The 22,884-nt window shown below is 66.2% G+C and carries 27 protein-coding genes and 1 tRNA gene; 7 read left to right on the forward strand and 21 right to left on the reverse strand.

Annotated elements, in window-relative coordinates; genetic code table 11:
- Positions 1–5: 5 nt before the first annotated feature.
- Both LQ953_RS06350 and argH read right to left on the reverse strand, forming a co-directional pair.
- Complete coding sequence (locus LQ953_RS06350) at positions 6–245, reverse strand: lipoprotein (protein WP_231029882.1); 240 nt, start codon at positions 243–245, stop codon at positions 6–8.
- Positions 242–1,621, reverse strand: a complete 1,380-nt coding sequence (gene argH / locus LQ953_RS06355; RefSeq protein WP_231029883.1) for an argininosuccinate lyase — start codon at positions 1,619–1,621, stop codon at positions 242–244. Before argH ends, LQ953_RS06350 begins: the two co-directional genes overlap by 4 nt.
- A 130-nt stretch (positions 1,622–1,751) precedes the next feature.
- Here argH and LQ953_RS06360 point away from each other — a divergent pair, with 130 nt between their 5' ends.
- Positions 1,752–2,195 (forward strand): TlpA family protein disulfide reductase, encoded by a 444-nt coding sequence (locus LQ953_RS06360; protein WP_330999387.1) that lies wholly within the window; start codon positions 1,752–1,754, stop codon positions 2,193–2,195.
- A 345-nt stretch (positions 2,196–2,540) separates the two neighbouring features.
- Here LQ953_RS06360 and LQ953_RS06365 read toward each other — a convergent pair.
- Positions 2,541–2,614, reverse strand: a tRNA-Gln gene (locus LQ953_RS06365).
- A gap of 153 nt (positions 2,615–2,767) precedes the next feature.
- Here LQ953_RS06365 and LQ953_RS06370 point away from each other — a divergent pair.
- Positions 2,768–3,823 carry a Ppx/GppA phosphatase family protein gene (locus tag LQ953_RS06370; RefSeq protein ID WP_231029885.1) on the forward strand — a complete coding sequence of 352 codons (1,056 nt, stop codon included), beginning with the start codon at positions 2,768–2,770 and terminating at the stop codon, positions 3,821–3,823.
- Positions 3,820–4,512, forward strand: coding sequence for an RlmE family RNA methyltransferase (locus LQ953_RS06375; protein ID WP_231029886.1), 693 nt, complete (start codon positions 3,820–3,822; stop codon positions 4,510–4,512). Before LQ953_RS06370 ends, LQ953_RS06375 begins: the two co-directional genes overlap by 4 nt.
- A 72-nt stretch (positions 4,513–4,584) precedes the next feature.
- On the opposite strand, the gene rpoZ is transcribed toward LQ953_RS06375, so the two are convergent.
- The gene (rpoZ, locus tag LQ953_RS06380) at positions 4,585–4,929 is read right to left on the reverse strand and encodes a DNA-directed RNA polymerase subunit omega (RefSeq protein WP_231029887.1); all 345 of its coding nucleotides are present in this window, start codon (positions 4,927–4,929) and stop codon (positions 4,585–4,587) included.
- Between the two features lie 215 nt (positions 4,930–5,144).
- Between rpoZ and LQ953_RS06385 the strand changes: the two genes are divergently transcribed.
- Complete coding sequence (locus LQ953_RS06385) at positions 5,145–6,305, forward strand: phospholipase D-like domain-containing protein (protein ID WP_443026549.1); 1,161 nt, start codon at positions 5,145–5,147, stop codon at positions 6,303–6,305.
- Between the two features lie 87 nt (positions 6,306–6,392).
- Here LQ953_RS06385 and LQ953_RS06390 read toward each other — a convergent pair whose 3' ends face one another.
- The 4 genes from LQ953_RS06390 to LQ953_RS06405 form a co-directional block, all read right to left on the reverse strand.
- Positions 6,393–6,671: a hypothetical protein gene (locus tag LQ953_RS06390; protein WP_231029889.1), complete on the reverse strand. Its 279-nt coding sequence runs from the start codon at positions 6,669–6,671 to the stop codon at positions 6,393–6,395.
- A 67-nt stretch (positions 6,672–6,738) separates the two neighbouring features.
- A complete protein-coding gene (locus tag LQ953_RS06395) occupies positions 6,739–8,124 on the reverse strand; it encodes a UdgX family uracil-DNA binding protein (protein ID WP_231029890.1) in 1,386 nt (461 codons plus the stop codon).
- A gap of 153 nt (positions 8,125–8,277) precedes the next feature.
- Complete coding sequence (locus LQ953_RS06400; RefSeq protein WP_231029891.1) at positions 8,278–8,754, reverse strand: hemerythrin domain-containing protein; 477 nt, start codon at positions 8,752–8,754, stop codon at positions 8,278–8,280.
- Positions 8,755–8,829: 75 nt separating this feature from the next.
- Entirely contained in the window at positions 8,830–10,080 is a 1,251-nt protein-coding gene (locus LQ953_RS06405) for a putative DNA modification/repair radical SAM protein (RefSeq protein WP_231029892.1), read from the reverse strand.
- A 78-nt stretch (positions 10,081–10,158) separates the two neighbouring features.
- On the opposite strand from LQ953_RS06405, the gene LQ953_RS06410 reads away from it, so the two are divergent.
- A complete protein-coding gene (locus tag LQ953_RS06410; RefSeq protein WP_231029893.1) occupies positions 10,159–11,373 on the forward strand; it encodes a glycosyltransferase 87 family protein in 1,215 nt (404 codons plus the stop codon).
- Positions 11,374–11,468: 95 nt separating this feature from the next.
- Entirely contained in the window at positions 11,469–11,846 is a 378-nt protein-coding gene (locus LQ953_RS06415; RefSeq protein WP_231029894.1) for a PRC-barrel domain-containing protein, read from the forward strand.
- 26 nt (positions 11,847–11,872) lie between these two features.
- Here the strand turns inward: LQ953_RS06415 and LQ953_RS06420 are convergent, their stop codons facing one another.
- The 11 genes from LQ953_RS06420 to LQ953_RS06470 all read right to left on the reverse strand — a co-directional run bounded on the left by LQ953_RS06420 (position 11,873) and on the right by LQ953_RS06470 (position 19,441).
- Positions 11,873–12,280, reverse strand: coding sequence for a hypothetical protein (locus LQ953_RS06420; protein ID WP_231029895.1), 408 nt, complete (start codon positions 12,278–12,280; stop codon positions 11,873–11,875).
- A 74-nt stretch (positions 12,281–12,354) separates the two neighbouring features.
- A complete protein-coding gene (locus LQ953_RS06425; RefSeq protein ID WP_231029896.1) occupies positions 12,355–12,888 on the reverse strand; it encodes a demethoxyubiquinone hydroxylase family protein in 534 nt (177 codons plus the stop codon).
- On the reverse strand, positions 12,885–13,370 hold the full coding sequence (locus tag LQ953_RS06430; RefSeq protein WP_231029897.1) for a disulfide bond formation protein B: 486 nt from the start codon (positions 13,368–13,370) through the stop codon (positions 12,885–12,887). Before LQ953_RS06430 ends, LQ953_RS06425 begins: the two co-directional genes overlap by 4 nt.
- Before the next feature lie 4 nt (positions 13,371–13,374).
- On the reverse strand, positions 13,375–14,709 hold the full coding sequence (locus LQ953_RS06435; RefSeq protein WP_231029898.1) for a S41 family peptidase: 1,335 nt from the start codon (positions 14,707–14,709) through the stop codon (positions 13,375–13,377).
- 68 nt (positions 14,710–14,777) lie between these two features.
- Positions 14,778–15,857: a murein hydrolase activator EnvC family protein gene (locus LQ953_RS06440; protein WP_231029899.1), complete on the reverse strand. Its 1,080-nt coding sequence runs from the start codon at positions 15,855–15,857 to the stop codon at positions 14,778–14,780.
- Positions 15,858–16,128: 271 nt separating this feature from the next.
- Positions 16,129–16,551 (reverse strand): 23S rRNA (pseudouridine(1915)-N(3))-methyltransferase RlmH, encoded by a 423-nt coding sequence (locus LQ953_RS06445; RefSeq protein WP_231029900.1) that lies wholly within the window; start codon positions 16,549–16,551, stop codon positions 16,129–16,131.
- 12 nt (positions 16,552–16,563) lie between these two features.
- Positions 16,564–16,944: a ribosome silencing factor gene (gene rsfS / locus LQ953_RS06450; protein ID WP_231029901.1), complete on the reverse strand. Its 381-nt coding sequence runs from the start codon at positions 16,942–16,944 to the stop codon at positions 16,564–16,566.
- A 9-nt stretch (positions 16,945–16,953) separates the two neighbouring features.
- The gene (locus LQ953_RS06455) at positions 16,954–17,613 is read right to left on the reverse strand and encodes a nicotinate-nucleotide adenylyltransferase (RefSeq protein ID WP_231029947.1); all 660 of its coding nucleotides are present in this window, start codon (positions 17,611–17,613) and stop codon (positions 16,954–16,956) included.
- Positions 17,610–17,720: a type II toxin-antitoxin system RelE/ParE family toxin gene (locus tag LQ953_RS16415; protein WP_231029902.1), complete on the reverse strand. Its 111-nt coding sequence runs from the start codon at positions 17,718–17,720 to the stop codon at positions 17,610–17,612. Before LQ953_RS16415 ends, LQ953_RS06455 begins: the two co-directional genes overlap by 4 nt.
- Positions 17,721–17,886: 166 nt before the next feature.
- Complete coding sequence (locus tag LQ953_RS06465) at positions 17,887–18,150, reverse strand: CopG family ribbon-helix-helix protein (protein ID WP_231029903.1); 264 nt, start codon at positions 18,148–18,150, stop codon at positions 17,887–17,889.
- Positions 18,151–18,181: 31 nt separating this feature from the next.
- Entirely contained in the window at positions 18,182–19,441 is a 1,260-nt protein-coding gene (locus LQ953_RS06470) for a glutamate-5-semialdehyde dehydrogenase (RefSeq protein WP_231029904.1), read from the reverse strand.
- A 44-nt stretch (positions 19,442–19,485) separates the two neighbouring features.
- On the opposite strand from LQ953_RS06470, the gene LQ953_RS06475 reads away from it, so the two are divergent.
- A complete protein-coding gene (locus LQ953_RS06475; RefSeq protein ID WP_231029905.1) occupies positions 19,486–20,556 on the forward strand; it encodes a DUF3667 domain-containing protein in 1,071 nt (356 codons plus the stop codon).
- A 22-nt stretch (positions 20,557–20,578) separates the two neighbouring features.
- On the opposite strand, the gene LQ953_RS06480 is transcribed toward LQ953_RS06475, so the two are convergent.
- On the reverse strand, positions 20,579–20,716 hold the full coding sequence (locus LQ953_RS06480; RefSeq protein ID WP_231029906.1) for a hypothetical protein: 138 nt from the start codon (positions 20,714–20,716) through the stop codon (positions 20,579–20,581).
- A gap of 179 nt (positions 20,717–20,895) precedes the next feature.
- Complete coding sequence (gene ftsH, locus LQ953_RS06485) at positions 20,896–22,869, reverse strand: ATP-dependent zinc metalloprotease FtsH (protein ID WP_231029907.1); 1,974 nt, start codon at positions 22,867–22,869, stop codon at positions 20,896–20,898.
- Between the last annotated feature and the right edge of the window lie 15 nt (positions 22,870–22,884).

Below are 22,884 nucleotides of genomic sequence, written 5' to 3' on the forward strand. Positions count from 1 at the left end.
GTCCGTCAGTTCGGGGGAGGCAGGTCGAACTCGTCGCTGCGCCGGCGCTCCGAGCTCTGGATCAGGTCATCGCTGCGCGCCGGCCGCGTCTGCGGCGCGGGCTGCAACAGGTCGGCCGGGGTCGGCGTCGCAGTGGCGCCATAAGGCGCGGGCGGGAGCGGCTGGCCCTCGGCCGTTTTCAGGTCGCCACGCGCCCCACACCCACTCAGCGCCGCCGCCATTGCCACCAGCAAGAGTCGTTTCATCGCCCGTCCTCCTCGCGCATCGCCCGCGCTGCCGCGATCGCCTCGCGCACCCGCACGGGCGACGTGCCGCCGAAGCTGGTGCGGCTCGACACCGAAGCGTCGACGCTCAGCACGTCATATACGCGTTCGTCGATCCGCGCGTCGATTGCTTGCAAGGCATCGAGCGGCAGTTGATCGAGCCGGACGCCGCCCGCTTCAGCCTTCGCCACGGCACGCCCGGTGATGTGATGCGCCTCGCGGAACGGCACGCCAGCCTCGCGCACCAGCCAGTCGGCCAGGTCAGTGGCGGTCGAGAAACCCGCCTCTGCGGCGGCGCGCATCCGCTCGGCCCGGAAGGTGGCGCTCTCTACCATCCCAGTCATCGCCGCGATGGAGAGCCCCAGCAGGTCGTGCGCCTCGAACACCGGCGGCTTGTCGTCCTGCATGTCCTTGGAATAGGCGAGCGGCAAGCCCTTCATCGTCATCATCAGACTGACCAGCGCGCCGGTGATCCGCCCCGAGTGACCGCGCACCAGCTCGGCCGCGTCCGGATTGCGCTTCTGCGGCATGATCGAACTGCCGGTCGACCACTGATCGCTCAAGCTGACAAAGCCGAAGGGCTGGCTCGCCCAGATCACGAATTCCTCCGCCAGCCGCGACAGGTGCAGCGCGCACTGCGAGGCACAGGTCAGATATTCGAGGGCAAAGTCGCGATCCGATACTGAGTCGAGCGAATTCCGTGTCGGACCATCAAAGCCCAGCGCTGCCGCTGTGGCTTCGCGATCCAGCGGGAAGCCAGTGCCGGCCAAAGCCGCCGATCCCAAGGGGCACAGGTTCATCCGCGCACGCGCATCGGCAAAGCGCGACCGGTCGCGCCCGATCATCTCGAAATAGGCCATCAGGTGATGCCCGAGCGTAACCGGCTGCGCGCTCTGCAAATGGGTGAAGCCCGGCATCACCGTCGCGGCATGCTCTTCCGCACGCGCGAGCAGCGCGTCCTGCAGGGTGTCGAGTGCCGCCTCGACCTGGTCGATCGCGTCGCGCACCCACAGCCGGAAATCGGTCGCAACCTGGTCGTTGCGCGACCGCGCGGTGTGGAGCCGCCCGGCGACCGGGCCGATCCGGTCTGACAGCCGCGCCTCGGTCAGCATGTGGATGTCTTCCAGGCTCAGGTCGTCGGGCACGCCCTCGGCCTCGAACTCGGCCGCGACCTGTTCCAGCCCCTGCGCGATGCGCGCGGCATCCTCCGCCGCAACGATGGCTTGCTTGCCCAGCATGGCGACATGCGCCTGGCTGCCGCGAATGTCCTGACGCCACATGCGCTTGTCGAAGGGGATCGACGCGTTTATCTCACGCATCACTGCGGACGGCCCTTCGGCGAACCGCCCACCCCACATGGCATTGGAGCTGTCCTTGCGCCCAGCTATCGCGCTTCTCCTCACAGGCTTGGTGGCAATCGGCGGTTGCGATAGGCCCTCACAGCCGTCGCAGCAAGCGACGCAGAACAACACCGCCGCTCCCGCACCCATGACCACCACCGTCGACCGCAGTCACAAGGGAGAGGCGGCGCCTTCCATCCCCTTCAAGGATCCTGCCGGCAAGGCGGTTACGCTCGCCAGTTTCAAGGGGAAGCCAGTGCTGCTCAACCTGTGGGCGACTTGGTGCATCCCCTGCATTAAGGAGATGCCCACCCTCGACGCCCTTGCCGGCCAGAAGGCGGGCGCGCTCCAGGTCCTCGCCGTCAGTCAGGACTTCAAGGGGGGCGAAGTCGTCGCCCCGTTCTTCCAGAAGAACGGCTTCAAGCATCTCCAGCCCTATCTAGATGCCGACGCGGCGTTCAGCCTGGGGATGGGCGCGAACCTGCCGACCACGATCCTCTACGATTCGGCGGGCAAGGAAGTCTGGCGCGCACTGGGCGAACGCGACTGGGCGGGTGCCAACATGGCGGCGTTGCTGGCGGAAGCGCGCTGATCTGCCGAAGTGTCCCTCCGAAAGGGCGGAGCCGCGTTTCGCCAAGGCAAGCTGGACCCGTGGCAAGATAATCACTTCGCTGGCCGAACAGCGTACCTATGCGCGAATGTCCCTGGTTACAGCGAGGTTCAGGATTGTGCTTGGGCAGCCAGAAGCTGGGTACGAGCAGTGCCGGACGCACGGGCGTTTCCGGTGATGCTACGGTGGCTGCGCTGAGAGCGAGGCTTACTACTAGTTCGAGGGCGTCGTACCGAGCGGACAAGGGTTCGTGCGGCTACGCGAAGGGTCTCGCGGGCAATTCTACGCGACCCCGAAGACGGGACGATTTGCAAAGAGATGAAAGCTTGGATGCCCCGTGAGGATTCGAACCTCAATTAACGGAGTCAGAGTCCGTAGTCTTACCTTTAGACGACAGGGCACCAAGAGGGGTGCGCAATAGTCGGCTGATTCCGCCCTGTCAACGCCATCCTGCGACCTTGCTTGCTCTGACCTCCGCGCTGCGCTAGCCTCGCTTCCAAGCACCGGCGGTTCCGTGTTGGAGCCGTGACGGAAGAACATAAGCGAGTAAAACCATGGGGGATGGCTCCGCCAGACTGCCCCGCGGCCGGAGGAATGTTCCACCCCGGCCTGCGCCCAAGCCGCAAGAGGAGCGGCAGATCCGTGCGCGGATGCCCGAGGGGCGCCATTATGCCGCGCTCGACCTTGGCACCAACAATTGCCGGTTGCTGATCGCGCGGCCTGCCGGTTCGGCGTTCGTGGTGATCGACGCGTTCTCGCGAATCGTCCGGCTGGGGGAGGGGCTGGCCGGCAGCGGCAAGCTGTCCGACGCGGCAATCGAGCGCACCCTGGCGGCGCTGCGCATCTGCGCCGAAAAGCTCAAGCGCCGCAACGTGGCGCTCGCCCGCTCGGTCGCCACCGAAGCGTGCCGCCAGGCATCCAACGGCTCCGCCTTCATCGAACGCGTCTATGCCGAAACCGGCATCGCGCTGGATATCATCACCGCTGAAGAGGAAGCGCGGCTGGCGGTGCTCGGCTGTCACGCATTGCTCGAGCCCGGCGACGGGCCCGCACTCGTGTTCGACATCGGTGGCGGTTCGACCGAACTGGTGCTGGTCGATTCGCGTTCGCCGGTTCCGCGCATCCTCGACTGGCACAGCGCGCCCTGGGGAGTCGTGTCGCTTACCGAGTCGGCGAGGGCGGAGGATACGCCGGAAGGTCGCGCGCGGGCTTATGCCGAGATGCGTGCGCGGGTTTCCGAAAGCTTCGCGCCGTTCGTCGCCCGGCTGAAGCCGCCGCGCGGCACGCCGCGTCTGCTCGGCACCAGCGGGACGGTCACCACGCTGGCCAGCGTGCATCTGGGGCTTCCCAGCTATGACCGCTCGATCATCGACGGGCTGATCGTGCCGTCCGCGGCAATGCGCGACGTCAGCCGCCGGATCGGTGCCATGAGCATTGCCGAACGCGGTCAGGTACCGTGCATCGGCAACGAACGCGCCGACCTCGTGGTCGCGGGCTGCGCTATCCTTGAGTCGATCCTCGATCTATGGCCGGCCGAACGGCTCGGCATCGCCGACCGCGGCATACGCGAGGGCATTTTGCGCAGATTGATGAACGGGAGCGGGTTGTGAGCCGAGGCGGAGCGCGGGGCCATACGCGGGTGAAGACGGCGCGCAGCCGCACTGCCCAGTCGACCCGCTGGCTCGAGCGCCAGCTGAACGACCCTTATGTGAAGCGGGCAAAGGCGGAGGGCTATCGCAGCCGCGCGGCGTACAAGCTTACCGAACTCGACGAGAAGTTCGGCTTCTTGCGCGGTTCCAAGCGGATCGTCGATCTCGGTATCGCTCCGGGTGGCTGGACTCAGGTCGTGCGCAAGCGCCTGCCGAACGCCGCCGTGGTCGGAATCGACCTGCTGCCCGTCGATCCTATCGATGGAGCAACCATCCTTCAGATGGACTTCATGGACGATGCTGCGCCCGCGCGGCTGATCGAGGAACTGGGCGGCGCGCCCGACCTGATCCTGTCCGACATGGCCGCCAACACGGTCGGCCACCCGCAAACCGACGCGCTGCGGACCATGGGCCTGGTCGAGGCCGCGCTCGACTTTGCGCTCCGCGTCCTCGAGCCTGGCGGCACCTTCGTCAGCAAGGTTTTCGCCGGCGGCGCCGATTCGAGCCTGGTGGCGGAAATGAAGCGCAACTTCACCACCGTGAAGCACGCCAAGCCCCCCGCCAGCCGCAAGGGCTCGGTGGAATGGTTCGTGGTCGCGCAGGGCTTCAAGGGCGTACGGCCGCCCGAGGTGGAGGCCGATCCCTCCTAATCCGCAGCGCTGCTAGACATGAAAAAGGCTCCGGATCGCTCCGGAGCCTTTGGAACTTAAACGGCGAAGGCCTTAGCCCTCGTAATCCGCGCCCAGATTCTGGTTGCGCGGCGGGGCGGCGGCGGTGAGGCGGAGCGCCTCGGCCTGAGCCGACAGCGAGCCGACTTCGTCCGGCGCTTCCTCGTCGTCGATCTGCACGCGCTGCAGGCTCGACACCACAGCTTCTTCCAGATGGGTCGGGCGCACCGTTTCCTCGGCGATTTCGCGAAGTGCCACGACCGGGTTCTTGTCGCGGTCGCGATCCAGGGTCAGTTCGGCGCCGCCCGAGATCTGCCGCGCACGCTGCGCAGCGAACAACACCAGGTCGAAACGGTTGGGGATCTTGTCGACGCAATCCTCGACGGTGACGCGCGCCATTGAACGCTTCCTTGGTCTATGTTGTCCGGAAAGCGAAAGCGCTTACGCGAGGCCGGCTGGAATGTCAAGGAAACCGGCCTTTTTGCGGGGGTGATGAACCCGGCGGGCCCTTATCGGTTGGCCTGTTGCATCCGCGTCACGACCATACAGGAAATTCCGATGCCGAGCTTGCCGGCGCCAGCCCCGCTCTGGTCACACAATCCGTTCATGGACGGATGATGCCCATGCCCACTCAGCCCAGCTTCACCGTCGACGGTAACCAACTGACGCTGGTCACCGAAGGGCCCGAGCGTCTGAGAATGCTGCTGGAGTTGATCCGCTCGGCGACGCGCACGCTGCGCGTGCTCTATTATATCTATGTCGACGATGATGCCGGCAACGCGGTTCGCCGCGCGCTGATCGATGCGGCCCGGCGCGGCGTGACGGTTCAGCTGATCGTCGACGGGCTGGGCAGCGAACCGGCCGCCAGCAACGACTTCTTCGATCCGCTTCGGGAAGCCGGCGTGGGGGTGTGCCGGTTCGTGCCGCGCCTGGGCCGTCGCTATCTGATGCGCAACCACCAGAAGCTGGCGCTCGCTGACGAGGAACGGGTGCTGATCGGCGGCTTCAACATCGAAGACGATTATTTCCAAACGGCTGAGCAGGATGGCTGGCGCGATCTCGGCCTGCTGGTGGAGGGGCCCGCCGCCGCGCGGCTGGTCGGCTATTTCGATGCGCTTGCCGAGTGGACCCGCCGCCCGCGCGCGTCAATGCGATCGCTTGCGCGGACGCTGCATCGATGGAGCGAGCCGCTCGGCACCACCCGCTGGCTGCTCGGCGGGCCGATGCAGCGGCTTTCGCCCTGGGCGCGGGTGGTAAAGCGCGACATGCAGCGCGCGCGCACCATCGACTTGATCGCCGCCTATTTCGCCCCCAGTCCCGCAATGCTGCGCCGGCTCGACAAGGCGGGGCGCCGTGGCCGCGTGCGGCTGGTGCTGCCGTCGAAACTCGATCATGGGGCGGCGATCTGGGCGGCGCGTTTCACCTATGCCGGGCTGCTGCGCAAGAAGGTCGAGATTTACGAGTATCAACCGACCAAGCTGCACACGAAGTTGTTCGTGATCGACGATGTCGTCCATATCGGCTCGGCGAATTTCGACATCCGTTCGATGTTCCTGAACCTGGAGCTGATGTTCCGTATCGCCGACCCGACCTTTGCCGCCTATGTCCGCAGCTATGTCGATGGCGAAGTTGCCCGGTCAGAGCTGATTACGCCCGAGCTCTACAAGCAGCGTACTGGGCCGTGGACGCGGGTGAAGCAGTTTGGGGCGTACTTCGTCATGGCCGTGCTCGACTACAACGTCACGCGCCGGCTGAACTTCGGGCCGAGGAAGTAGAGCGTGTGCTAGAGGCACAAAAAGCCCCGCGGGCCAAAGGGCCACGCGGGGGCTTCCAAGTCGTTCCGCCAGTAACGGCGGAGGCGCTTACATCTGGTTGGCGGCCTGCTGCTCGACGCGGGCGTCGTCATTGTCGTCCGCCTTCTCGGCAAGGTCGTCGCCCTTGTCGCGCACTGCGTCGGCGCGCTCTTCCAGCGCATCCTCGGCCTGCTCGTTCTGCGTGTTGTCGGCCTGTGCTTCCAGCGCGTCCGCCTTGTTCTCGGCTGCGGCCTCGATGTTCTCCGCTGCCTTGTCATCGGCGTTGCCGCCGCACGCACCCAGCGCCAGCAGGCCTGCGGCTGCTGCCGCCTTGATCACGAACTTCATCCTCACCCTTTCAGGTCGTTGCACCAGCGGCACCAAGCGCCGGAACCTAACCTAAGTTCCACACGGTTTATCGCAGCGTCGCGGCAGCGCCCTTCAGGTCCTCGACGAACGCCGCGAACTCGTCTTCCACTCGCGACTTGTCGGGCATGCGCAGCAGGAAGCTGGGATGAATGGTGATCCAGCCGCGCCCGCCATCGGGCAAGTCGATCGCCCGGCCACGCTCGCGGCTGATCGTCACCGTCTTACCCAGCATCTGCCGCGCCGCGGTCGCGCCCAGCGCCACGGTCATCTCGGGCCGGACGATAAGCCGTTCCTGCTCATACCACCAGCGGCATGCGCTGATCTCGCCCGCGTCCGGCTTGGAATGGATGCGCCGCTTGCCGCGCGGCTCGAACTTGAAATGCTTGACGGAATTGGTGACGTACACCGTGCTGCGGTCGATCCCTGCCTGCGTCACCGCGCGGTCGAACATCTGCCCGGCAGGGCCTATGAAGGGCTTGCCGGCAAGATCCTCCTGGTCGCCGGGCTGCTCGCCGACGAACATCATCCGCGCGTCCACCGGCCCTTCGCCAAACACGGTCTGAGTCGCGTGCTGGTACAAATGGCAGCGGGTGCAGCCCATCGCTTCGTCGCGCAGCGCTTCCCATGCGCCCACGCTGTTGCTGCCGGCGGGCGTCGCCCGAGCCGCATCCACCATCGCCGTCTCCCGCGCCCGTGCGCCTGCAATCAGGTCCTTCACCAACGCCGTTTCGGGCATGTTTTTCCAGTATTTGCGCGGCATTTCCTTCAGCATCGCCCCGGTTTTCAGCCGCGCAGGATTGAAGGTGGACGCGTAGTAGGTCTTCCAGACGTCCTCGACGGGATCGCCCTCCGGCGCGTCCGCCTTGGTCGCCGGCGGCCCCTCCTGCAGCGTCTCCCCATCCCAATGCAGCGACAGTTCGGGTGTCAGGATCGACCAGCGCATGTTGGTGAAGCGGTCGACGAAAAAGCGCGCATTCGCCCGCACAATGTGATGCTCGGGTTCGAACCAGGCGACGAAGCGCGTGCCGCCCTCTTCCTCGCTCTCACGGAAGCGGACAAAGGCGCGCATCTTGTGGATGTCGCGCCGCACCGCCTTGGCCATTTCCTCCAGCTGCCGCACCAGCGGATCGGCGCGATCTTCGATGCGTTTCGGCTGATCAACCAAACCTGTCAGCAGCGTGTAGAGCAGGGCGAAGCGCTGCGGATCGGCATGCAGCACAGCGGTCTGGGCCAAGTCGACAAAGGCACGCGGCACGCGGAACGGGGCAGGCGCAGCGGGCTCAAGCACCGCCTCGTCCCCGAACAGATCGACGGGCGCATCGCCGACCTGCCACACGACGTCGGAGGCGGGCACCCGCGCCTGCACCAGCGCGCGTGCCGCATCGCGCCAGCCTTCGAAGTCGTCCTCGTCGGCGAGGCTTACGACGCGCATGAGGATCTCCCCTTCCTGCAAGGGAGGGGTCGGGGGTGGGTGCCGCCAACGGCGGCTCCTGTGGCACGCGATGGAGCGCGGCTGCGCCGCGCACCCACGCCTAGCCCCTCCCTTGCAGGGAGGGGAACGATCCCGGCCTCAGGTCGCAGCCCCTCACTCCCGCTCGTCGCCCGGCTTGTGCTCCTTGGCGATTTCCAGTTCGGCCGGCTTGCGCTCCTCGAACTTCTCGCCCAGCGCTTCTTCCACTTCCTCCGGGAGATGCTCGTCGGCGGTGGGAAACATCTCTTCCTCTTCCTCGTCGATGTGATGCTCGTAGCGGTGGCGCATCTCGCCAAATTTGGCGTCCCATTCCGCCGTCCCGAACTCCAGCTCCAGCAATTCGCCGAGGAAATCATCGACTTCCTTGTGCTCGGACACCGAATGCCGCGCATCCTCGCGCAGCTCGGGATCACCCAGCATCGTGGCGTACAGCGACTCTTCCTCGGCGGCGGCATGCGCCTGCAGGTCCAGCCGCAGCGTCTCGAACGCATCCTTGCGCGGCTGGTCCGTACCGGGATGATCGCCAACCCGCTTCAGCAGCGCGCGTTGGCGGTCATGATCGGCCTTCAGCACTTCATAGATATTAGACATGTCGGAATTCCCTTCGCCCCACCAAACGGCGCGCGCGGGCGCATGTTTCTCCTGCGAATCGTTCGCTCCGGCAGTTCAGGCGGCGAACAGCTCCAGTTGCTCGCGCTTGGGGGCTACCAACGGCCGCAGCTCGGCCTTGTCCGCCAGCGCCACCGGCCGCCAATCCTCGGCCACCAGGAACGGCCGCACCTTCATGACTGATGCGGTCAGCCGCGCCACATCCGCCAGCCGCAGACGCCGCCAGCGCCGCGCAGCCAGGATCGCATCCACTGCCTTCACGCCAAGCCCGGGGACACGCAGCAGCGCCTCACGCGGCGCACGATTGACGTCGACGGGAAAGCGGTCGCGAAACTTCAGCGCCCAGGCGAGCTTGGGATCGATATCGAGCGGCAGCATGCCAGTGGTCGCGTCCGCAGCCGAGGCCACCTCGCTCGCCTGATAGTCGTAGAAGCGCATCAGCCAGTCCGACTGATATAGCCGGTGCTCGCGCATCAGCGGCGGGCGCTGGAGCGGTAGCACGGCGCTGGCATCGGGGATGGGGCTGAACGCGGAGTAATAAACCCGCCGCAGCTTGAACCGGTCGTACAGCCCGGCGGCCCGGCCAATAATGTCGCCATCCGTCGCGGCGTCGGCACCGACGATCATCTGCGTCGACTGTCCGCCAGGCGCGTATCGGGGCGCCGACTTGTAGCGCTTCTTCGCGTCGCTGCCGTCATCGATCGCCGTGCGGACGTCCTGCATCGCACCTTCGATTCGGCGCGCCGACTTCTCCGGCGCCAGCCGCGTCAGCCCGGCTACGGTCGGAAGCTCGACGTTGATCGACACGCGGTCGGCATACATGCCGGCCTGATGCACCAGTTCCGGGTCGGCATCGGGGATGGTCTTCAAGTGGATGTAGCCGCGGAAATCATGTTCCTCCCGCAGCAGCTTCGCGACGCGCACGATCTGCTCCATCGTGTAGTTGGAGGACGCAATGATGCCCGAGGAGAGGAACAGCCCCTCGATATAGTTGCGCCGGTAGAAGCTCAGCGTCAGGTCCACGACTTCTTCGGGCGTGAACCGCGCCCGCCGCACGTTCGAGCTCTTGCGGTTGATGCAATAATGGCAGTCGAAGATGCAGCTGTTGGTGAGCAGGATTTTGAGCAGGCTGATGCAGCGTCCGTCCGGCGCATAGGCGTGGCAAATGCCCATACCCTCCGTCGAACCCAGCCCCTTGCCGCCCTTGTCCGACTTGCGCTTGGCCGTGCCCGACGACGCGCACGACGCGTCGTACTTGGCGGCATCCGCCAGGATTGCGAGCTTGGCGCGGACGTCCAACTGGGCCATGCGTTCCATCTATGTTCTGGGTCGGCCAAAGTCCAGAGCAAGTGGACGCGCTTCGCCGCACCCGGTAAGGAATCCGGCATGAAAAAGAGGGGGGCAGGGGCAGGCCGGCAGCTGGACGCATTGTGGCTTGCGCTCGCGCTCACCTGTTCGCTTGGATATCTGTTCAAGAGCCACTGCGCACCCGGCGGCTGGCAGAATGCCGAGCAATATACCACCGGCTGCTACAGCGATGTGGTTCCGTTCTGGCATGTGCGCGAGGTCAAAGCGGGCAAGATCCCGTACCTCGAAACGCGAATGGAATATCCGGTTCTCACCGGTGCGCAGATCTGGGTGGAGGGCGCCGTCACCCGCGCCGTGTTCGGGCGGCACGCCAATGACCAGCGATTCCTGTTGATCGTCACGCTGGCGAATGCCCTGCTCGCCGCGCTGATCCTGCGCATGTTGATGCGCGCAGGCGTGGAGCGCCGCCGGCTCTGGGCATGGGCGGCAGCCCCGCCGTTGGTCCTGTACCTCGGTCACAATTGGGACATGGCAGCCGCCACCCTGGCGCTCGCCGCGCTGCTGTTCGCCCGATCCGGCAGGCTTGTGCCGGCCGCCGCCACCGCCGCACTGGGAGCCGCCGCCAAGCTGTTCCCCGCACTTGCCCTGCCGTTGATCGGGCTTCAGGCGCTGTTCGGCAGGGGAGGGTGGCGCGAGCGTCTCGTGCGCGCCGCAACCGTGACTGCCGCCGCGATCGCCGCCTGGACCGTGGTGAACCTGCCCATCGCGTTGCTCGCTCCCGACAATTGGAGCGAGTTCTACCGCTTTTCACAGGAACGCCAGGGTACTGCGGGCGCGACCTGGGAAGTGCTCGCCAACTCGGGCCTTTGGTTCACCTGGACCGAACAGCGCAATCTGTACGCTGCCTCGCTTTTCCTCGGCGGCTTCGCGCTGATCGTTAGGCTGGGCTGGCGACAGCATCGGGACCATATGTGGGTGCTGTTCACGCCGGTGCTCGCCTGGTTCCTGCTCACCAACAAGGTGTACTCGCCGCAATTCGACCTGTGGCTGTACCCGGCGCTGCTGCTCACCGCTCCGCGCCTGCTTCCCGTCGCGCTGTTCGTCGCTGGCGACGTTGCCGCTTATTTTGCCGAGTTCTGGTGGTTCGCGGGGCTGGAGGGGGCATGGCCCGCCGCCACGCCGACGCACATCGCACTGGCCGCAGCTTTCCGGGGCGCGGCGATGCTATGGATCATCGGCGATTGCGTGCTTCGCCGCGCGCCTTCATGGGTAGAAAATCCGCGCAAGACGTAGCGGCATCTTCAAAAAGGGCGCATAATCAGCGGCGGCGCGGGGAGTCGCGAGTGCGACGGCAGCCAAATAGTCGTGGGGGGCAGCGGAGGCTTGCCATGACGGACCTACACACAGCCGAAATGCCCGACGCGATCGACGTCGCGCACCAGCTTATCTCTTCCAGGCGGATCGAAGGCACGCCGGTATTCGACCGGCGCGGCACAAAAGTCGGCGCGATCCATTCGGTGATGATCGAGAAGGTCAGCGGCCAGGCGACGCACGCCGTGCTGACCTTTGGCGGGTTCCTGGGTCTGGGAACCCGCGCTTACCCGATCCCGTGGTCGATGCTCACCTATAGCAAGGAGGAACGCGGCTACTGCCTCCACCTTAAGCGCGAGGATATCGAGGACGCGCCCTATATGACGCTCGATCAGGCGGACCGGCCCCAACTGACGCAGGAGCCGGCATATCGCCACTGGGACGAGTATCTATAAGCGCCGCGCCGGGGCGGCTTAGCCGATCAGGGCAGCGGCAGGTTGTTCTGCGCTTCGCGACGGGCGTTGGACTCGGCCTTGGCCTGCCGCGCTTGGCGGACGAAGCAGCCGGTGCCGCCGCCCGCGCCCACGGTGGAACAGCTGCCGGTGCCGAACGCGCCTTCCTCCAGCGCGCCTTGCGAGCGCACCGCCCAACTCTCGGTCTGCTGCGGCGGGCCCGGCTGCTCACGCAGCGTCTTGGGGATGCGGAAGCGCTCGGACTCGTCCAGCCGGCGGCAGATCACGACTTCCTCGCCATTCGAGTTGGTCGGGCACTTGTCCTCGCCATAGATCACCAGCACGCCATTTTGCGCGGCGTTCTGCGCCTGCGCAGCGCCCGGGACCGAGAACGGCGCGATGGCAACAGCCGCGAACAGGGCGATGCGCTTCAGCATGATCTACTCCTTCGAACCCGGTCTTGCCCGGTCAACGCTTAACCGCGCCTGTCATATCCGTGCGGCGTTTGCTGTCATATCCGTTTCGACACTGCAATGGCGACACGGCACCCCAGCCGGATCAGCCCCGACAGAACCGGATAGCCGAGCGCGTTCTCTGCGCCGTTGCCCAGTGCGGTGTCACGATGCTCCAGCTCCTCCGCCTGGAACCTCAGCACTGCCTGGCTCAGCTCGGGATCGTCTTCGCCCAGATCGTCGATCTGCTGCTGGTAATGCTTGTCGATTTCGGTCTCGACCGCGGCGGTGCACGCCATTGCCGCATTGGGGCCCATCGCCGCCGTGGCCGCACCCAACGCGAACCCGGCCACGTTCCAGAAGGGCTGCAGCGCCGTCGGCCGGATCCCACGCCGCGCCAGCATCGCGTCGAAGAACGCACGATGCTCCTCTTCCTGCACTGCCATGCCATGGATCATCCGTGCCATCGGCGTGCGGTCGCCCATGATCGCCAGCTGACCGGCATAGATGCGGGTGGCGCCATATTCGCCGGCCTGGTCGACCCGGACCATCATGTCGGGCGCCTCGCGCTTGTCTCCGGGCTTCCAGCTCATGCGCGCGGCCTCCTTGCCGCCAGGATGAAGATCAGCACCGCGCCGGAGAGCGACAGGATCGCGTTATACCCGGCCAGGCTGATCCCGAACAACGACCATTGCGGCACGTCGCACCGGATCATCGGCTTGCCCAGTGCTTCCTTCAGCATCGCCATCGGATCGCTATGCTGCGCCAGGCTGGTGGTGCAGGCGGTGATGCCCTGCCACCAGTGATACTCCACGCCGGCATGAAACAGGCCGATCGCCCCGCTCACCGCCACCAGCACGCCGGCGAAAAGCACGAAAAGCATCTGCACCACTCGGGGCCGCACCACGAAGCTCAGCGCGGCGACGACCACCGCGGCATAATGCGGCCAGCGCTGCCAATGGCACATCTCGCATGGCACGAGTCCCAGCAGCTGCGATCCCCAAGCCCCGGCGAGCAGCGCCGCCGGCAGGAGCAGCGCGATCCAGCGCGCGGTGCGGAGTCCATCCTTGCGCATCGCGTCAGCGGCTCTTGGCCGCGACCTGGCCGGCCTTGGCGCCGGTGCGCGAGACCGTCTGGATCGCATAATGCAGCTGGAAGTCCTCGATCCCCTGCTTCTTCAGCTCGTCGGGCGTCGCCGAGAAGCGCGGGTCGGTGCGGGCATCGTCCTCCAGCACCGAATCATCCACCTTGTCTTGGTTGATCAGGTGGCGGCGCAGATCCGCCTCGCGCAGCACCGGCCGCGTCTTGTAATCGGGGTCGGAGATCTGCGGCACCAGCAGGTCGGGTTTGATCCCGCCCTCCTGCACCGAATGGCCCGAGGGGGTGTAGTAGCGTGCGGTGGTGAGGCGCAGTGCCGCATGCTCGCCCATCGGCAGGATGGTCTGCACCGATCCCTTGCCGAAGCTGCGCGTGCCCATCACCAGCGCGCGGTGATGGTCCTGCAACGCGCCCGCGACGATCTCCGACGCAGACGCCGTGCCCGCATCCACCAGCACCACTAGCGGCCGGCCGGCGGTCAAGTCGCCGGGCACCATGCTCTCGGCATAATAACGCTCGATGTCGTTCGCCTCGCGCCCGCGCTGCGACACGATCTCGCCATGGCTCAGGAACACGTCGGACACCGCGATCGCCTCGCTCAGCAGCCCGCCGCCATTGGCGCGAAGGTCGATCACATAGCCGTTCGGCTTATGCCCCAGCTGCTTGTCGATCGCCTGAATGGCCTTCACCGTGTCCGCACCGGTCTGCGCGGTGAAGGTGTTGATGTTGATGATGCCGACGCCGTTCTTCACTTCCCACTTCACCGGCTTCTGCACGATGACTTCGCGGGTGAGCGTGAACTGTAGCGGCTTGTCCGCGCCCGGACGGATGATGGTCATCGCGATCTTGCTGCCCGGCGCGCCGCGCATCTGCTGCACCGCTTCGTCCAGGCTGCCGCCGACGATGAACTTGCCGTCGATATGGGTGATGTAGTCGCCCGGCTTGATGCCTGCGCGTGCGGCCGGCGTATCCTCGGTCGGGGCGATCACCTTGACCGCGCCGTCTTCTTCCGTGACCGTCAGGCCGAGCCCGCCATAATTGCCCTGGGTCTGGATCTGGAGATTGTCGTACTCCAGCCCGTCGGCATAGCTGCTGTGCGGGTCCAGCGAGGCCAACATGCCCTGGATCGCGCCTTCCATCAGCTTCTTGTCGTCGACCTTGTCGACATAGTTCGCCTTCACCTGCGTCAGCACGGCCATGAAGGTGTCGAGCTCGCGGTAATTGCCGGTATCGACGCCTGCCATCGCGCCCGAGGCAATGGGAACCAGCGCCAGAGCACTTACGGCGGCAGTCACCTGAAGAAACGAACGCAGCATCGACACGAACTTTCAGTTCTGGGGATTACCCCGCATATGGGGAAAGATAGCGGCCTTTTCACGGCCTGTCAGTCGAGCAATTGTACAAGGTCCACCGGCGTTCCCCGCCGCCGCAGTTCCACCGTCACATGGGGGCTGTCGCCGCTGCCGGCGCGTCCGATCGGCGCGCCCTGCGCAACGTGCTGACCGACTCGCACGCGCATCCCGCCAAGCCCGGCGAGCAGCGACGTCCAGCCATTTCCGTGGTCCAGGATGATGACACCCCCATACCCGCGAAACGGCCCGGCATAAGCGACGCGACCGGCCGCGGGCGCACGCACCGGCACCCCAGCGGCACAGGCAAGCGTCAGCCCGCGTGCGCGCACGCCGGTCGCGGACATTTCGCCGAACCCGGTGGCCAGCCGGCCCCAGACCGGCAACAGATAGGGACGTCCACCCGGCGATCTAGCCAAGAGGGTGTCGCGTTCGTTCGGGCGGGGCAGGGGCCCCTCCAGCCCGGCAAGCGACGCCCGTATCTCGGCCACGCTCCCGGCGACTTCCATCTGGTCGGCGATCTCACGCGCGCGCTCGCCCATCGCGATCGCCCGGTCGCTCTCCACGAGGGCGGTGCGCCCCAGCGCCTCGGAGCGCAGCCGATGCTCGGCCTCCAATTGCACCAGCGCCAGCCGCTCATCCTCCAGCCGCGCGCGGCTCTGCTGCAATCGTGCGACGGCGGTGCCCGCGGTGGCGCGCAACTGGCCGACCCGCTGCAATTCGGCGCGAACGGCCGCGGTGCGGGCTTCGACCAGCGGCAATGCGGCGCCCAGCGCTGCGCGGACATGCACCATGTCGGCGGTCGATCCCGGCTGGATCAGCCCCAGGATCGGCGGCCGGCGCGCCATCGACTGCAACGCGGCGAGCAGCTTCAGAATCGGGCTTTGCTGCGCGCTCAATCCGGCGCGCTGCGCTGCCAGCAAGCGGTCGACGATCGCGATCCGCGCATCGGCCGCAGCGATGTCCGCCTCCGCCGCCCGGATCCGCTCGTTGGCCGCCGCTTCTTCTGCCTTTGCCTGCGCCGCCCGGTCGCGCTCCGCAGCGGCCGCCCGCTCCAGCGTCCGGGCTCGCTCCCGTGCAGCCGACGCCTCGGCTGCGGCGGATTTTAGCCGCACTTGCTGGTCGCCGAGAGTGGGGGCTTGGGCTCCGGCTAGGCTCCCGGTTGCGAGAATTGCGGTGAGGGCAATCACGCAGATAATTCCCCTCCCTAGAAGGGAGGGGCTAGGGGTGGGTGCGCGCGTCTGCGCGCCCAAGAGACTCCAAGCTCGCATCAGAAGAGCGCCACCCGGGGCATCGAGCCCCGGCTGACGCTACAACCCACCCCTTGATCCCCTCCCTTGCAGGGAGGGGAAGCAATCTGCCCACTTCTAACCGAAAACACCCCCATCACCCTTCCCGGTGATAGGGATGGCCTGCGAGAATCGACGAAGCCCGCCACAATTGCTCCGCGAGCATCGCTCGCGCCATCATGTGCGGCCAGGTCGCCTTGCCGAACGACAGCAGCATATCGGCCTGTTGGCGCTGCGCGTCGTCGAATCCGTCGGCGGCACCGATCAGGAAGCGCGTCTCGCGGATGCCGTCGTCGCGCCAACGGCCCAGCCGCTCGGCCATCGTCTTGGAAGGCAGGTTTTCGCCCTTCTCATCCAGCATCACGATGCGGGTGGCGGGCTCGACCGGCGGCACCTTGCCGCCGGTATCGGAAAGCTCGGTGACGCGGGTAGGCCAGGCCACGCGCTTCAGGTAGCGCTCGACCAGCTCGGCTTCGGGTGACCGGCCGATGCGCCCCCGCGCCACGATGTGGAGCAGCATCGGTGAGGTTGCTCAGGCCTTGGCGGCCGGGGCAGTGTCTCCGAACGCCCACATCCGCTCCAGATTATAGAAGGTGCGGACTTCGGGGCGGAACAGGTGGACGATCACGTCGCCGGCATCGATCAGCACCCAGTCGGCGGTGGCCAGGCCCTCGATTCGCGGGCTGCGGCCGGTCTGCGCCTTGATTTTCTCGCCCAGCTTGGCGGCCATGGACGCCACCTGGCGCGTCGATCGGCCGCTTGCGACGACCATGTAATCGGCGATGCTCGACTTTCCGGCGAGCGGGATCGAGACGGTCTCGACCGCCTGATCGTCCTCCAGCGAGTCGAGGATCAGCTTGTGCAGCGCATCGGCGTCATCGGCGATCGCCTGCACATGGGGGGTAGTTGCCAAGATAGCTCCTTAAGGTTCCAAAACGTCTGTGCTGACGCTTGGTGTCGGCACGGACGAAATCGATATGGTGTCTCGATTGCCGCCCGGGAAGTGCCGGTGCCAGGCGGGATCGACAGCCCGAAGGCTTGTCGCTGAAGTCGGATCGGGGCGAAAGCGCAGCAACACGAGGGCCGGCAATCTCCAACACGTCCAGTTCTTTGCCTGGCCTGCGGGCCGCACAGCGCGCCGCAGCCAACTCATCGCAGGACTTGCGTGAGCCCGCGCAGTATAGCCCGGGCGCGCGATAACCGCAATCGGAACCGTCCGCGCGATCCGCCGCCACGCGCGCCAGCGGTGAAACTGCGCCAGATTGTCCGCGCCCATCAGCCATATGAACTGGTGCTGCGGGTATCGCTTCACCAGCTTGGCCAGCGTATCGGCGGTGTAGCGCGTCCCCAATTCCGTCTCGATCGCGCTCGGCCGGATTGGCGCATGCCCCGCCACCTTGCGCGCCGACGCTAGCCTTGCCGCGAGCGGTGCCATGCCCGCTTCGGCCTTCAACGGATTGCCCGGCGAAACCATCCACCACACTTCATCCAGACCGAGCGCCCGCATCGCGCCAAGCGAGATCCGCCGATGCCCGCGATGCGCCGGGTTGAACGACCCGCCCAGAAGCCCGATGCGTTTCAGCGCTCGATCAGCCAGTCTTCGCGCTCGTGGCGGACGCGCAGGACATCGACAGTGTTCCCATCGGGCAGACGGTACAAGATCAGCAAAGGGGTGTCGTGGACGCGCAAGACGCGAATACCATCCTTGCCGGGCCTGCCTCCGTAGGGAAGTTTTCGAGAAAGGCAGCGCGCGCCCGGATCTTCCTCACGATTTGTGCCGCGAAGCTGCCGGTGCGGTTCTCGGTAAGCCAAGCGTTGATCTGGCGGAGGTCGTCGCGCGCCGGTACCGTCCAGTTCAGCCTCGGCATCGCGCCTCATGCCGCTCGATCATCGCATCCAACTCGGCCATCACGTCTTCGTGCGACACGAACTCGCCGCGATCGGCAGCGTCGATTCCCGCCTGTATGAAGGCGCGATAGTCGGCTTCGCTCTCCGCGACCCGCTGGATCACCTCCGCGGCGAAGTCCGCCACACTGCGTCCCTGCGCCGCCGCCAATTCTTCGACCATCGCGAGCGTGTCGGCGTCCACATGGGCCGTAATGGCGGCGGGCTTGTTCATGCGCCCAAACTACGCCTCGTGCAGCAATGCTTCAAGGCCGCGCCTGACCGGCTCCGCGCACGACCCATTTGTAGGTGGTCAGCCCCTCCAGCGCCACCGGCCCGCGCGCATGCAGCCGCCCCGTGGAAATGCCGATCTCCGCGCCCAGCCCGAACTCGCCGCCATCGGCGAACTGCGTGGACGCGTTCCACATCACGATCGCGCTATCGACCTGCGCCAGGAACCGCTCGGCCACGTGGGCGTCCTGCGTGACGATTGCATCGGTATGCCCTGATCCGTGCGCGGCGATATGCGCCATCGCTGCGTCGGGCCCGTCCACCAACTTCACCGAGAGCACGGCATCGAGGTATTCGGTATCCCAATCCTCTGCACATGCCGGCGATATCCGCGGATCGATCGCCTGTACGTCGCTGTCGCCGCGCAATTCGCAACCGGCTTCGGCCAGCGCCGCCAGCACCGCTGCGGTTCCGCCAAAGCCACGATCGACCAGCAGCGTCTCGGTCGCGCCGCAGATCCCGGTCCGCCGCATCTTGGCATTCAGCGCCAGGTCGCGCGCCATTGCCGGATCGGCGGCGGCATGGATGTAGGTGTGGTTCAGCCCGTCGAGATGCGCCAGCACCGGCACGCGCGCCTCGGCCTGCACCCGGGCCACCAGCCCCTTGCCCCCGCGCGGGACCACCATGTCGATCATGCCGACCGCCCGCAGCATCGCGCCCACCGCCGCGCGGTCGGTCACTGGCACCAGTTGCACCGCGTCGGCGGGCATACCCCCTGCCACCAGTCCCTCGACCAAAGCTGCATGCACCGACCGGTTGCTGCGGATCGCCTCGGATCCGCCGCGCAGGATCACGGCGTTGCCCGCCATTGCGCACAAGGCGCCGGCATCCGCGGTCACATTGGGCCGGCTTTCGTAGATGATGCCGATCACGCCGATCGGCACGCGCACGCGGCTGAGTTGCAACCCATTGGGCCGCTCCACCCGCTCGATCACCGCACCGACCGGGTCGGCGAGCGCTGCCACCGCGGCGACACCGTCGGCCATCGCCGCAATACGGCCCGCGTCGAGCCGAAGCCGATCCAGCATCGCGCCCGACAATCCGGCCGCCTCCGCCGCGGCGACATCCTGCGCATTGGCTGCTTGAATAGCTTCGCTCGCTGCCCGCAGCGCCTCTGCACCCGCCAGCAGCGCCCGACGCTTGACGTCGCTCGGCATGCCCGCAAGCACCCGCGACGCCGCCCGGGCCCGCGCCCCCATGTCGGCGATCAGATTTTCACTCTCGGCATCGGCCATGTGCCTCTGCTAGCATGCTTGCGGGGAAACGGAACAGGTGCACCATGGGGGGAATGGAAGCGGCGGGCGAACTCGTCACGGGTGCGCTGCTCGGGCGGGCGATGGATCACGCCACACCGGACAGCGGCGCGCACGGCCATGGCCGCCTCTGCCTCAATTGCGGCACCGCGCTGATCGGCGAGCATTGCCACCATTGCGGGCAGCCGGGCCATGTCCACCGCTCGCTCCACGCCGTGGGGCATGAGATCGTCCACGGCGTCTTTCATTTCGAAGGCAAGTTCTGGCACACGCTGCCGCTGCTCGCCTGGCGTCCGGGCGACCTCACCCGCCGCTACATCGCTGGCGAGCGCGCGCGCTTCGTCTCGCCCATGGCGATCTTCCTCTTCTCTCTGTTCGCAATGTTCGCGGTCTTTTCCTGGGTCGGCGTCACGCCCAGCACCGATCTTAAGGCCAACACAGTCAAGTCGCTTGCCGCGATCGAGCAGGAGCACAAGGCGGTGCTCGAACGCCGCGACGACGCCATCAAGGACCGCGACAAGCTTCCCGCCAGCGATCCCGACCGGGTCGACGAGCAGGAACGCATCGACGACGCTAACGCTCGCCTGAAGGTGCTCGAAGCCGCCGCCCTGCCGCTTCGCAAGGCGGGCGAGGTCCCGGACTCCGAGAAGGGCAGCTATACCGGATACTATTTCGTCGATCACGGTATCGAGAAGTGGCAGAAGAACCCGTCGCTGATGCTCTACAAGCTGCAGTCGTCAGGCTATAAATTCTCCTGGCTGCTGATCCCGCTGTCCTTGCCGTTCCTGTGGCTGCTGTTCTTCTGGAAGCGCGAGTTCAGGCTCTACGACCACGCAATCTTCATCATCTATTCGATTGCGTTCATGTCGCTGCTGTTCATCGTGCTCAGCGTGGGAAGGGCAGTGGGCGTATCGTCCGGCCTGATCCAGACGCTGGGGCTGTTCGTTCCCTTCATCCACATCACCCGGCAGCTGCAACAGGCCTACCGCCTCAGCTGGACCTCCGCGATCGTCCGCTCGGTGATCCTGTCGGTCTTTATCGGGCTGATCCTCATGCTGTTCGTGCTGATCCTGCTGGCGATGGGCGCGACGGGGTAGCGGCGGCGGCCGATCCGCTGCGTCACATCACCGGAGCGGTCGTGCCCTGGTCGGCCATGACATAGCCGACGCCGGCAATGCCGCCCGTAAGCAGCGCCAGCGCCGAAAGCGCCGCCAGCATCTTCCTGGAAGGGTGCCAGCGCTGGAACGTCCGTGTCATGCCCGCAACCTCCGCCTGTGCGTTGAGCCGAAGCTCCTCCAGGCCTTTGTAGGAAGAAAGCGGCCGCACAGCCTGGTCACCGGGCTCCGGAATTCTACGCTGAAGACGAACAGGCAAAGGAAAAGCCCCCCTCCGGCATCCCGGAGGAGGGCTCATCCCTGTACATAGATGCTGGGAGATCAGGCCCCTTGCGGTGCCGGGTTCCCGAACGGACCCTTGGGCTTGCGGATCTTGGGGATCGACGTCCCCGCGGTCGCCACCACCGTCGCCTTTGCGCCGGGGTCATCGCGGTCGATCTGCTCGCCCGCCAGCACCCGCTTGATCTCGTCGCCAGTCAGCGTCTCATATTCCAGCAGCGCCTGGGCGAGGCCATGCAATTGGTCGATATGATCGGTCAGCACCTGCTTGGCGCGGTTGAGGCCGCCTTCGACCAGCTTCTTGATCTCGGCATCGATCAGCAGCGCGGTCTCGTTGGACATGTGCGCCGCGCGGCTGCCGCCATAGCCCAGATAGCCATTATCCTCTTCGGCATATTCCAGCGGACCCACCGCCTCGGACATGCCCCACTTGGTCACCATCGATCGGGCAAGGCGCGTTGCCGACTGGATGTCCGACGAAGCACCCGAAGACACCCGGTCATAACCGAAGATCAGTTCCTCGGCGACGCGGCCGCCCATCGCGATCGACAGATGCGCATACATCTGGTCGCGGTGCATCGAGTTCTGGTCACGCTCGGGCAGGCGCATCACCATGCCCAGCGCGCGGCCGCGCGGAATGATCGTCGCCTTGTGGATCGGATCGGACGCCGGCTCGTGCAGCGCCACCACCGCGTGACCGGCCTCGTGATAGGCGGTCATCCGCTTCTCGTCCTCGGTCATCAGCATCGACCGGCGCTCGGCGCCCATCATTACCTTGTCCTTGGCGTCCTCGAACTCGCTCATCGCGACCAGGCGCTTGCCGCGGCGTGCTGCCAACAGTGCGGCCTCGTTGACCAGGTTGGCCAGGTCCGCGCCCGAGAAGCCCGGGGTGCCGCGTGCGATGGTGCGGCTGTCCACGTCGGGTGCCAGCGGCACCTTCTTCATATGGACTTCCAGGATCTTCACGCGGCCTTCGATGTCCGGACGCGGCACCACCACCTGGCGGTCGAAGCGGCCCGGGCGCAGCAGCGCGGGGTCCAGCACGTCGGGACGGTTGGTCGCCGCGACAATGATGATGCCTTCATTTGCGTCGAAGCCGTCCATCTCGACCAGCAACTGGTTCAGCGTCTGCTCGCGCTCGTCATTCTGGTTGCCGACACCGCCGCCGCGCGAACGGCCGACTGCGTCGATTTCGTCGATGAAGATGATGCACGGCGCCGACTTCTTGGCCTGTTCGAACATGTCGCGCACGCGGCTGGCGCCGACGCCGACGAACATTTCGACGAAGTCCGAGCCCGAGATCGAGAAGAACGGCACGCCCGCTTCACCCGCAATGGCGCGGGCAAGCAGCGTCTTGCCGGTACCGGGCGAACCCACCAGCAGCGCACCCTTCGGGATCTTGCCGCCCAGACGGGCGAACTTGGTCGGGACCTTCAGGAACTCGACGATCTCCTGCAATTCCTCGCGCGCCTCGTCGATGCCGGCAACGTCGTCAAAGGTCACTTTGCCATGCTTTTCGGTCAGCAGCTTGGCGCGACTCTTGCCGAAACCCATCGCGCCGCCCGCACCCGAATTCTTCTGCATCTGGCGCACCACGAAGAAAGCGATGCCCAGGAACAGCAGGAACGGCAGCGACTGATACAGGATGTAGAACCACACCGACGGCTGCTCTTCAGGGCGCGCGTTGATGGTGACGTTCTTTTCGCGCAGCGTCTGGATCAGCTGGGGATCATAGGGCGCGTTGGTGCGGAACTTCGCGTCGCTCGACAGCGTACCGGTCACCGTGCTGGTGCCGCCCGTGCCACCGGTGACGTTCACCGACTTCACTTCGCCCGACTGCACCTTGTCCAAGAAGCTCGAATAGGCGATCGAATCGCCCTGCGCCGCCGTGCTGCGGCCGTCGAACATCGTGACGAACAGGGCCAGCGCCGCCAGGATGCCCACCCAGATCAACAGGCTCTTCATCCACGGGTTGCCGCCGTTTTCCGGACCCTGCTGCTTGTCGTTGTCGTTCATGTGGTGCTCGGTACC

It is taken from the genome of Sphingomonas sp. IC-56 (assembly GCF_021043375.1).
GTDB lineage: Bacteria > Pseudomonadota > Alphaproteobacteria > Sphingomonadales > Sphingomonadaceae > Sphingomonas.

Excerpts from the sequence above, each read along its gene's own strand:
- LQ953_RS06350 (WP_231029882.1), bottom strand. The coding sequence starts at position 245 with ATGAAACGACTCTTGCTGGTGGCAATGGCGGCGGCGCTGAGTGGGTGT.
- argH (WP_231029883.1), bottom strand. The coding sequence starts at position 1,621 with ATGTGGGGTGGGCGGTTCGCCGAAGGGCCGTCCGCAGTGATGCGTGAG.
- LQ953_RS06360 (WP_330999387.1), top strand. The coding sequence starts at position 1,752 with ATGACCACCACCGTCGACCGCAGTCACAAGGGAGAGGCGGCGCCTTCC.
- LQ953_RS06370 (WP_231029885.1), top strand. The coding sequence starts at position 2,768 with ATGGGGGATGGCTCCGCCAGACTGCCCCGCGGCCGGAGGAATGTTCCA.
- rpoZ (WP_231029887.1), bottom strand. The coding sequence starts at position 4,929 with ATGGCGCGCGTCACCGTCGAGGATTGCGTCGACAAGATCCCCAACCGT.
- LQ953_RS06385 (WP_443026549.1), top strand. The coding sequence starts at position 5,145 with ATGATGCCCATGCCCACTCAGCCCAGCTTCACCGTCGACGGTAACCAA.
- LQ953_RS06390 (WP_231029889.1), bottom strand. The coding sequence starts at position 6,671 with ATGAAGTTCGTGATCAAGGCGGCAGCAGCCGCAGGCCTGCTGGCGCTG.
- LQ953_RS06395 (WP_231029890.1), bottom strand. The coding sequence starts at position 8,124 with ATGCGCGTCGTAAGCCTCGCCGACGAGGACGACTTCGAAGGCTGGCGC.
- LQ953_RS06400 (WP_231029891.1), bottom strand. The coding sequence starts at position 8,754 with ATGTCTAATATCTATGAAGTGCTGAAGGCCGATCATGACCGCCAACGC.
- LQ953_RS06405 (WP_231029892.1), bottom strand. The coding sequence starts at position 10,080 with ATGGCCCAGTTGGACGTCCGCGCCAAGCTCGCAATCCTGGCGGATGCC.
- LQ953_RS06410 (WP_231029893.1), top strand. The coding sequence starts at position 10,159 with ATGAAAAAGAGGGGGGCAGGGGCAGGCCGGCAGCTGGACGCATTGTGG.
- LQ953_RS06415 (WP_231029894.1), top strand. The coding sequence starts at position 11,469 with ATGACGGACCTACACACAGCCGAAATGCCCGACGCGATCGACGTCGCG.
- LQ953_RS06420 (WP_231029895.1), bottom strand. The coding sequence starts at position 12,280 with ATGCTGAAGCGCATCGCCCTGTTCGCGGCTGTTGCCATCGCGCCGTTC.
- LQ953_RS06425 (WP_231029896.1), bottom strand. The coding sequence starts at position 12,888 with ATGAGCTGGAAGCCCGGAGACAAGCGCGAGGCGCCCGACATGATGGTC.
- LQ953_RS06430 (WP_231029897.1), bottom strand. The coding sequence starts at position 13,370 with ATGCGCAAGGATGGACTCCGCACCGCGCGCTGGATCGCGCTGCTCCTG.
- LQ953_RS06435 (WP_231029898.1), bottom strand. The coding sequence starts at position 14,709 with ATGCTGCGTTCGTTTCTTCAGGTGACTGCCGCCGTAAGTGCTCTGGCG.
- LQ953_RS06445 (WP_231029900.1), bottom strand. The coding sequence starts at position 16,551 with ATGCTGCTCCACATCGTGGCGCGGGGGCGCATCGGCCGGTCACCCGAA.
- LQ953_RS06465 (WP_231029903.1), bottom strand. The coding sequence starts at position 18,150 with ATGAACAAGCCCGCCGCCATTACGGCCCATGTGGACGCCGACACGCTC.
- LQ953_RS06470 (WP_231029904.1), bottom strand. The coding sequence starts at position 19,441 with ATGGCCGATGCCGAGAGTGAAAATCTGATCGCCGACATGGGGGCGCGG.
- LQ953_RS06475 (WP_231029905.1), top strand. The coding sequence starts at position 19,486 with ATGGGGGGAATGGAAGCGGCGGGCGAACTCGTCACGGGTGCGCTGCTC.
- LQ953_RS06480 (WP_231029906.1), bottom strand. The coding sequence starts at position 20,716 with ATGACACGGACGTTCCAGCGCTGGCACCCTTCCAGGAAGATGCTGGCG.
- ftsH (WP_231029907.1), bottom strand. The coding sequence starts at position 22,869 with ATGAACGACAACGACAAGCAGCAGGGTCCGGAAAACGGCGGCAACCCG.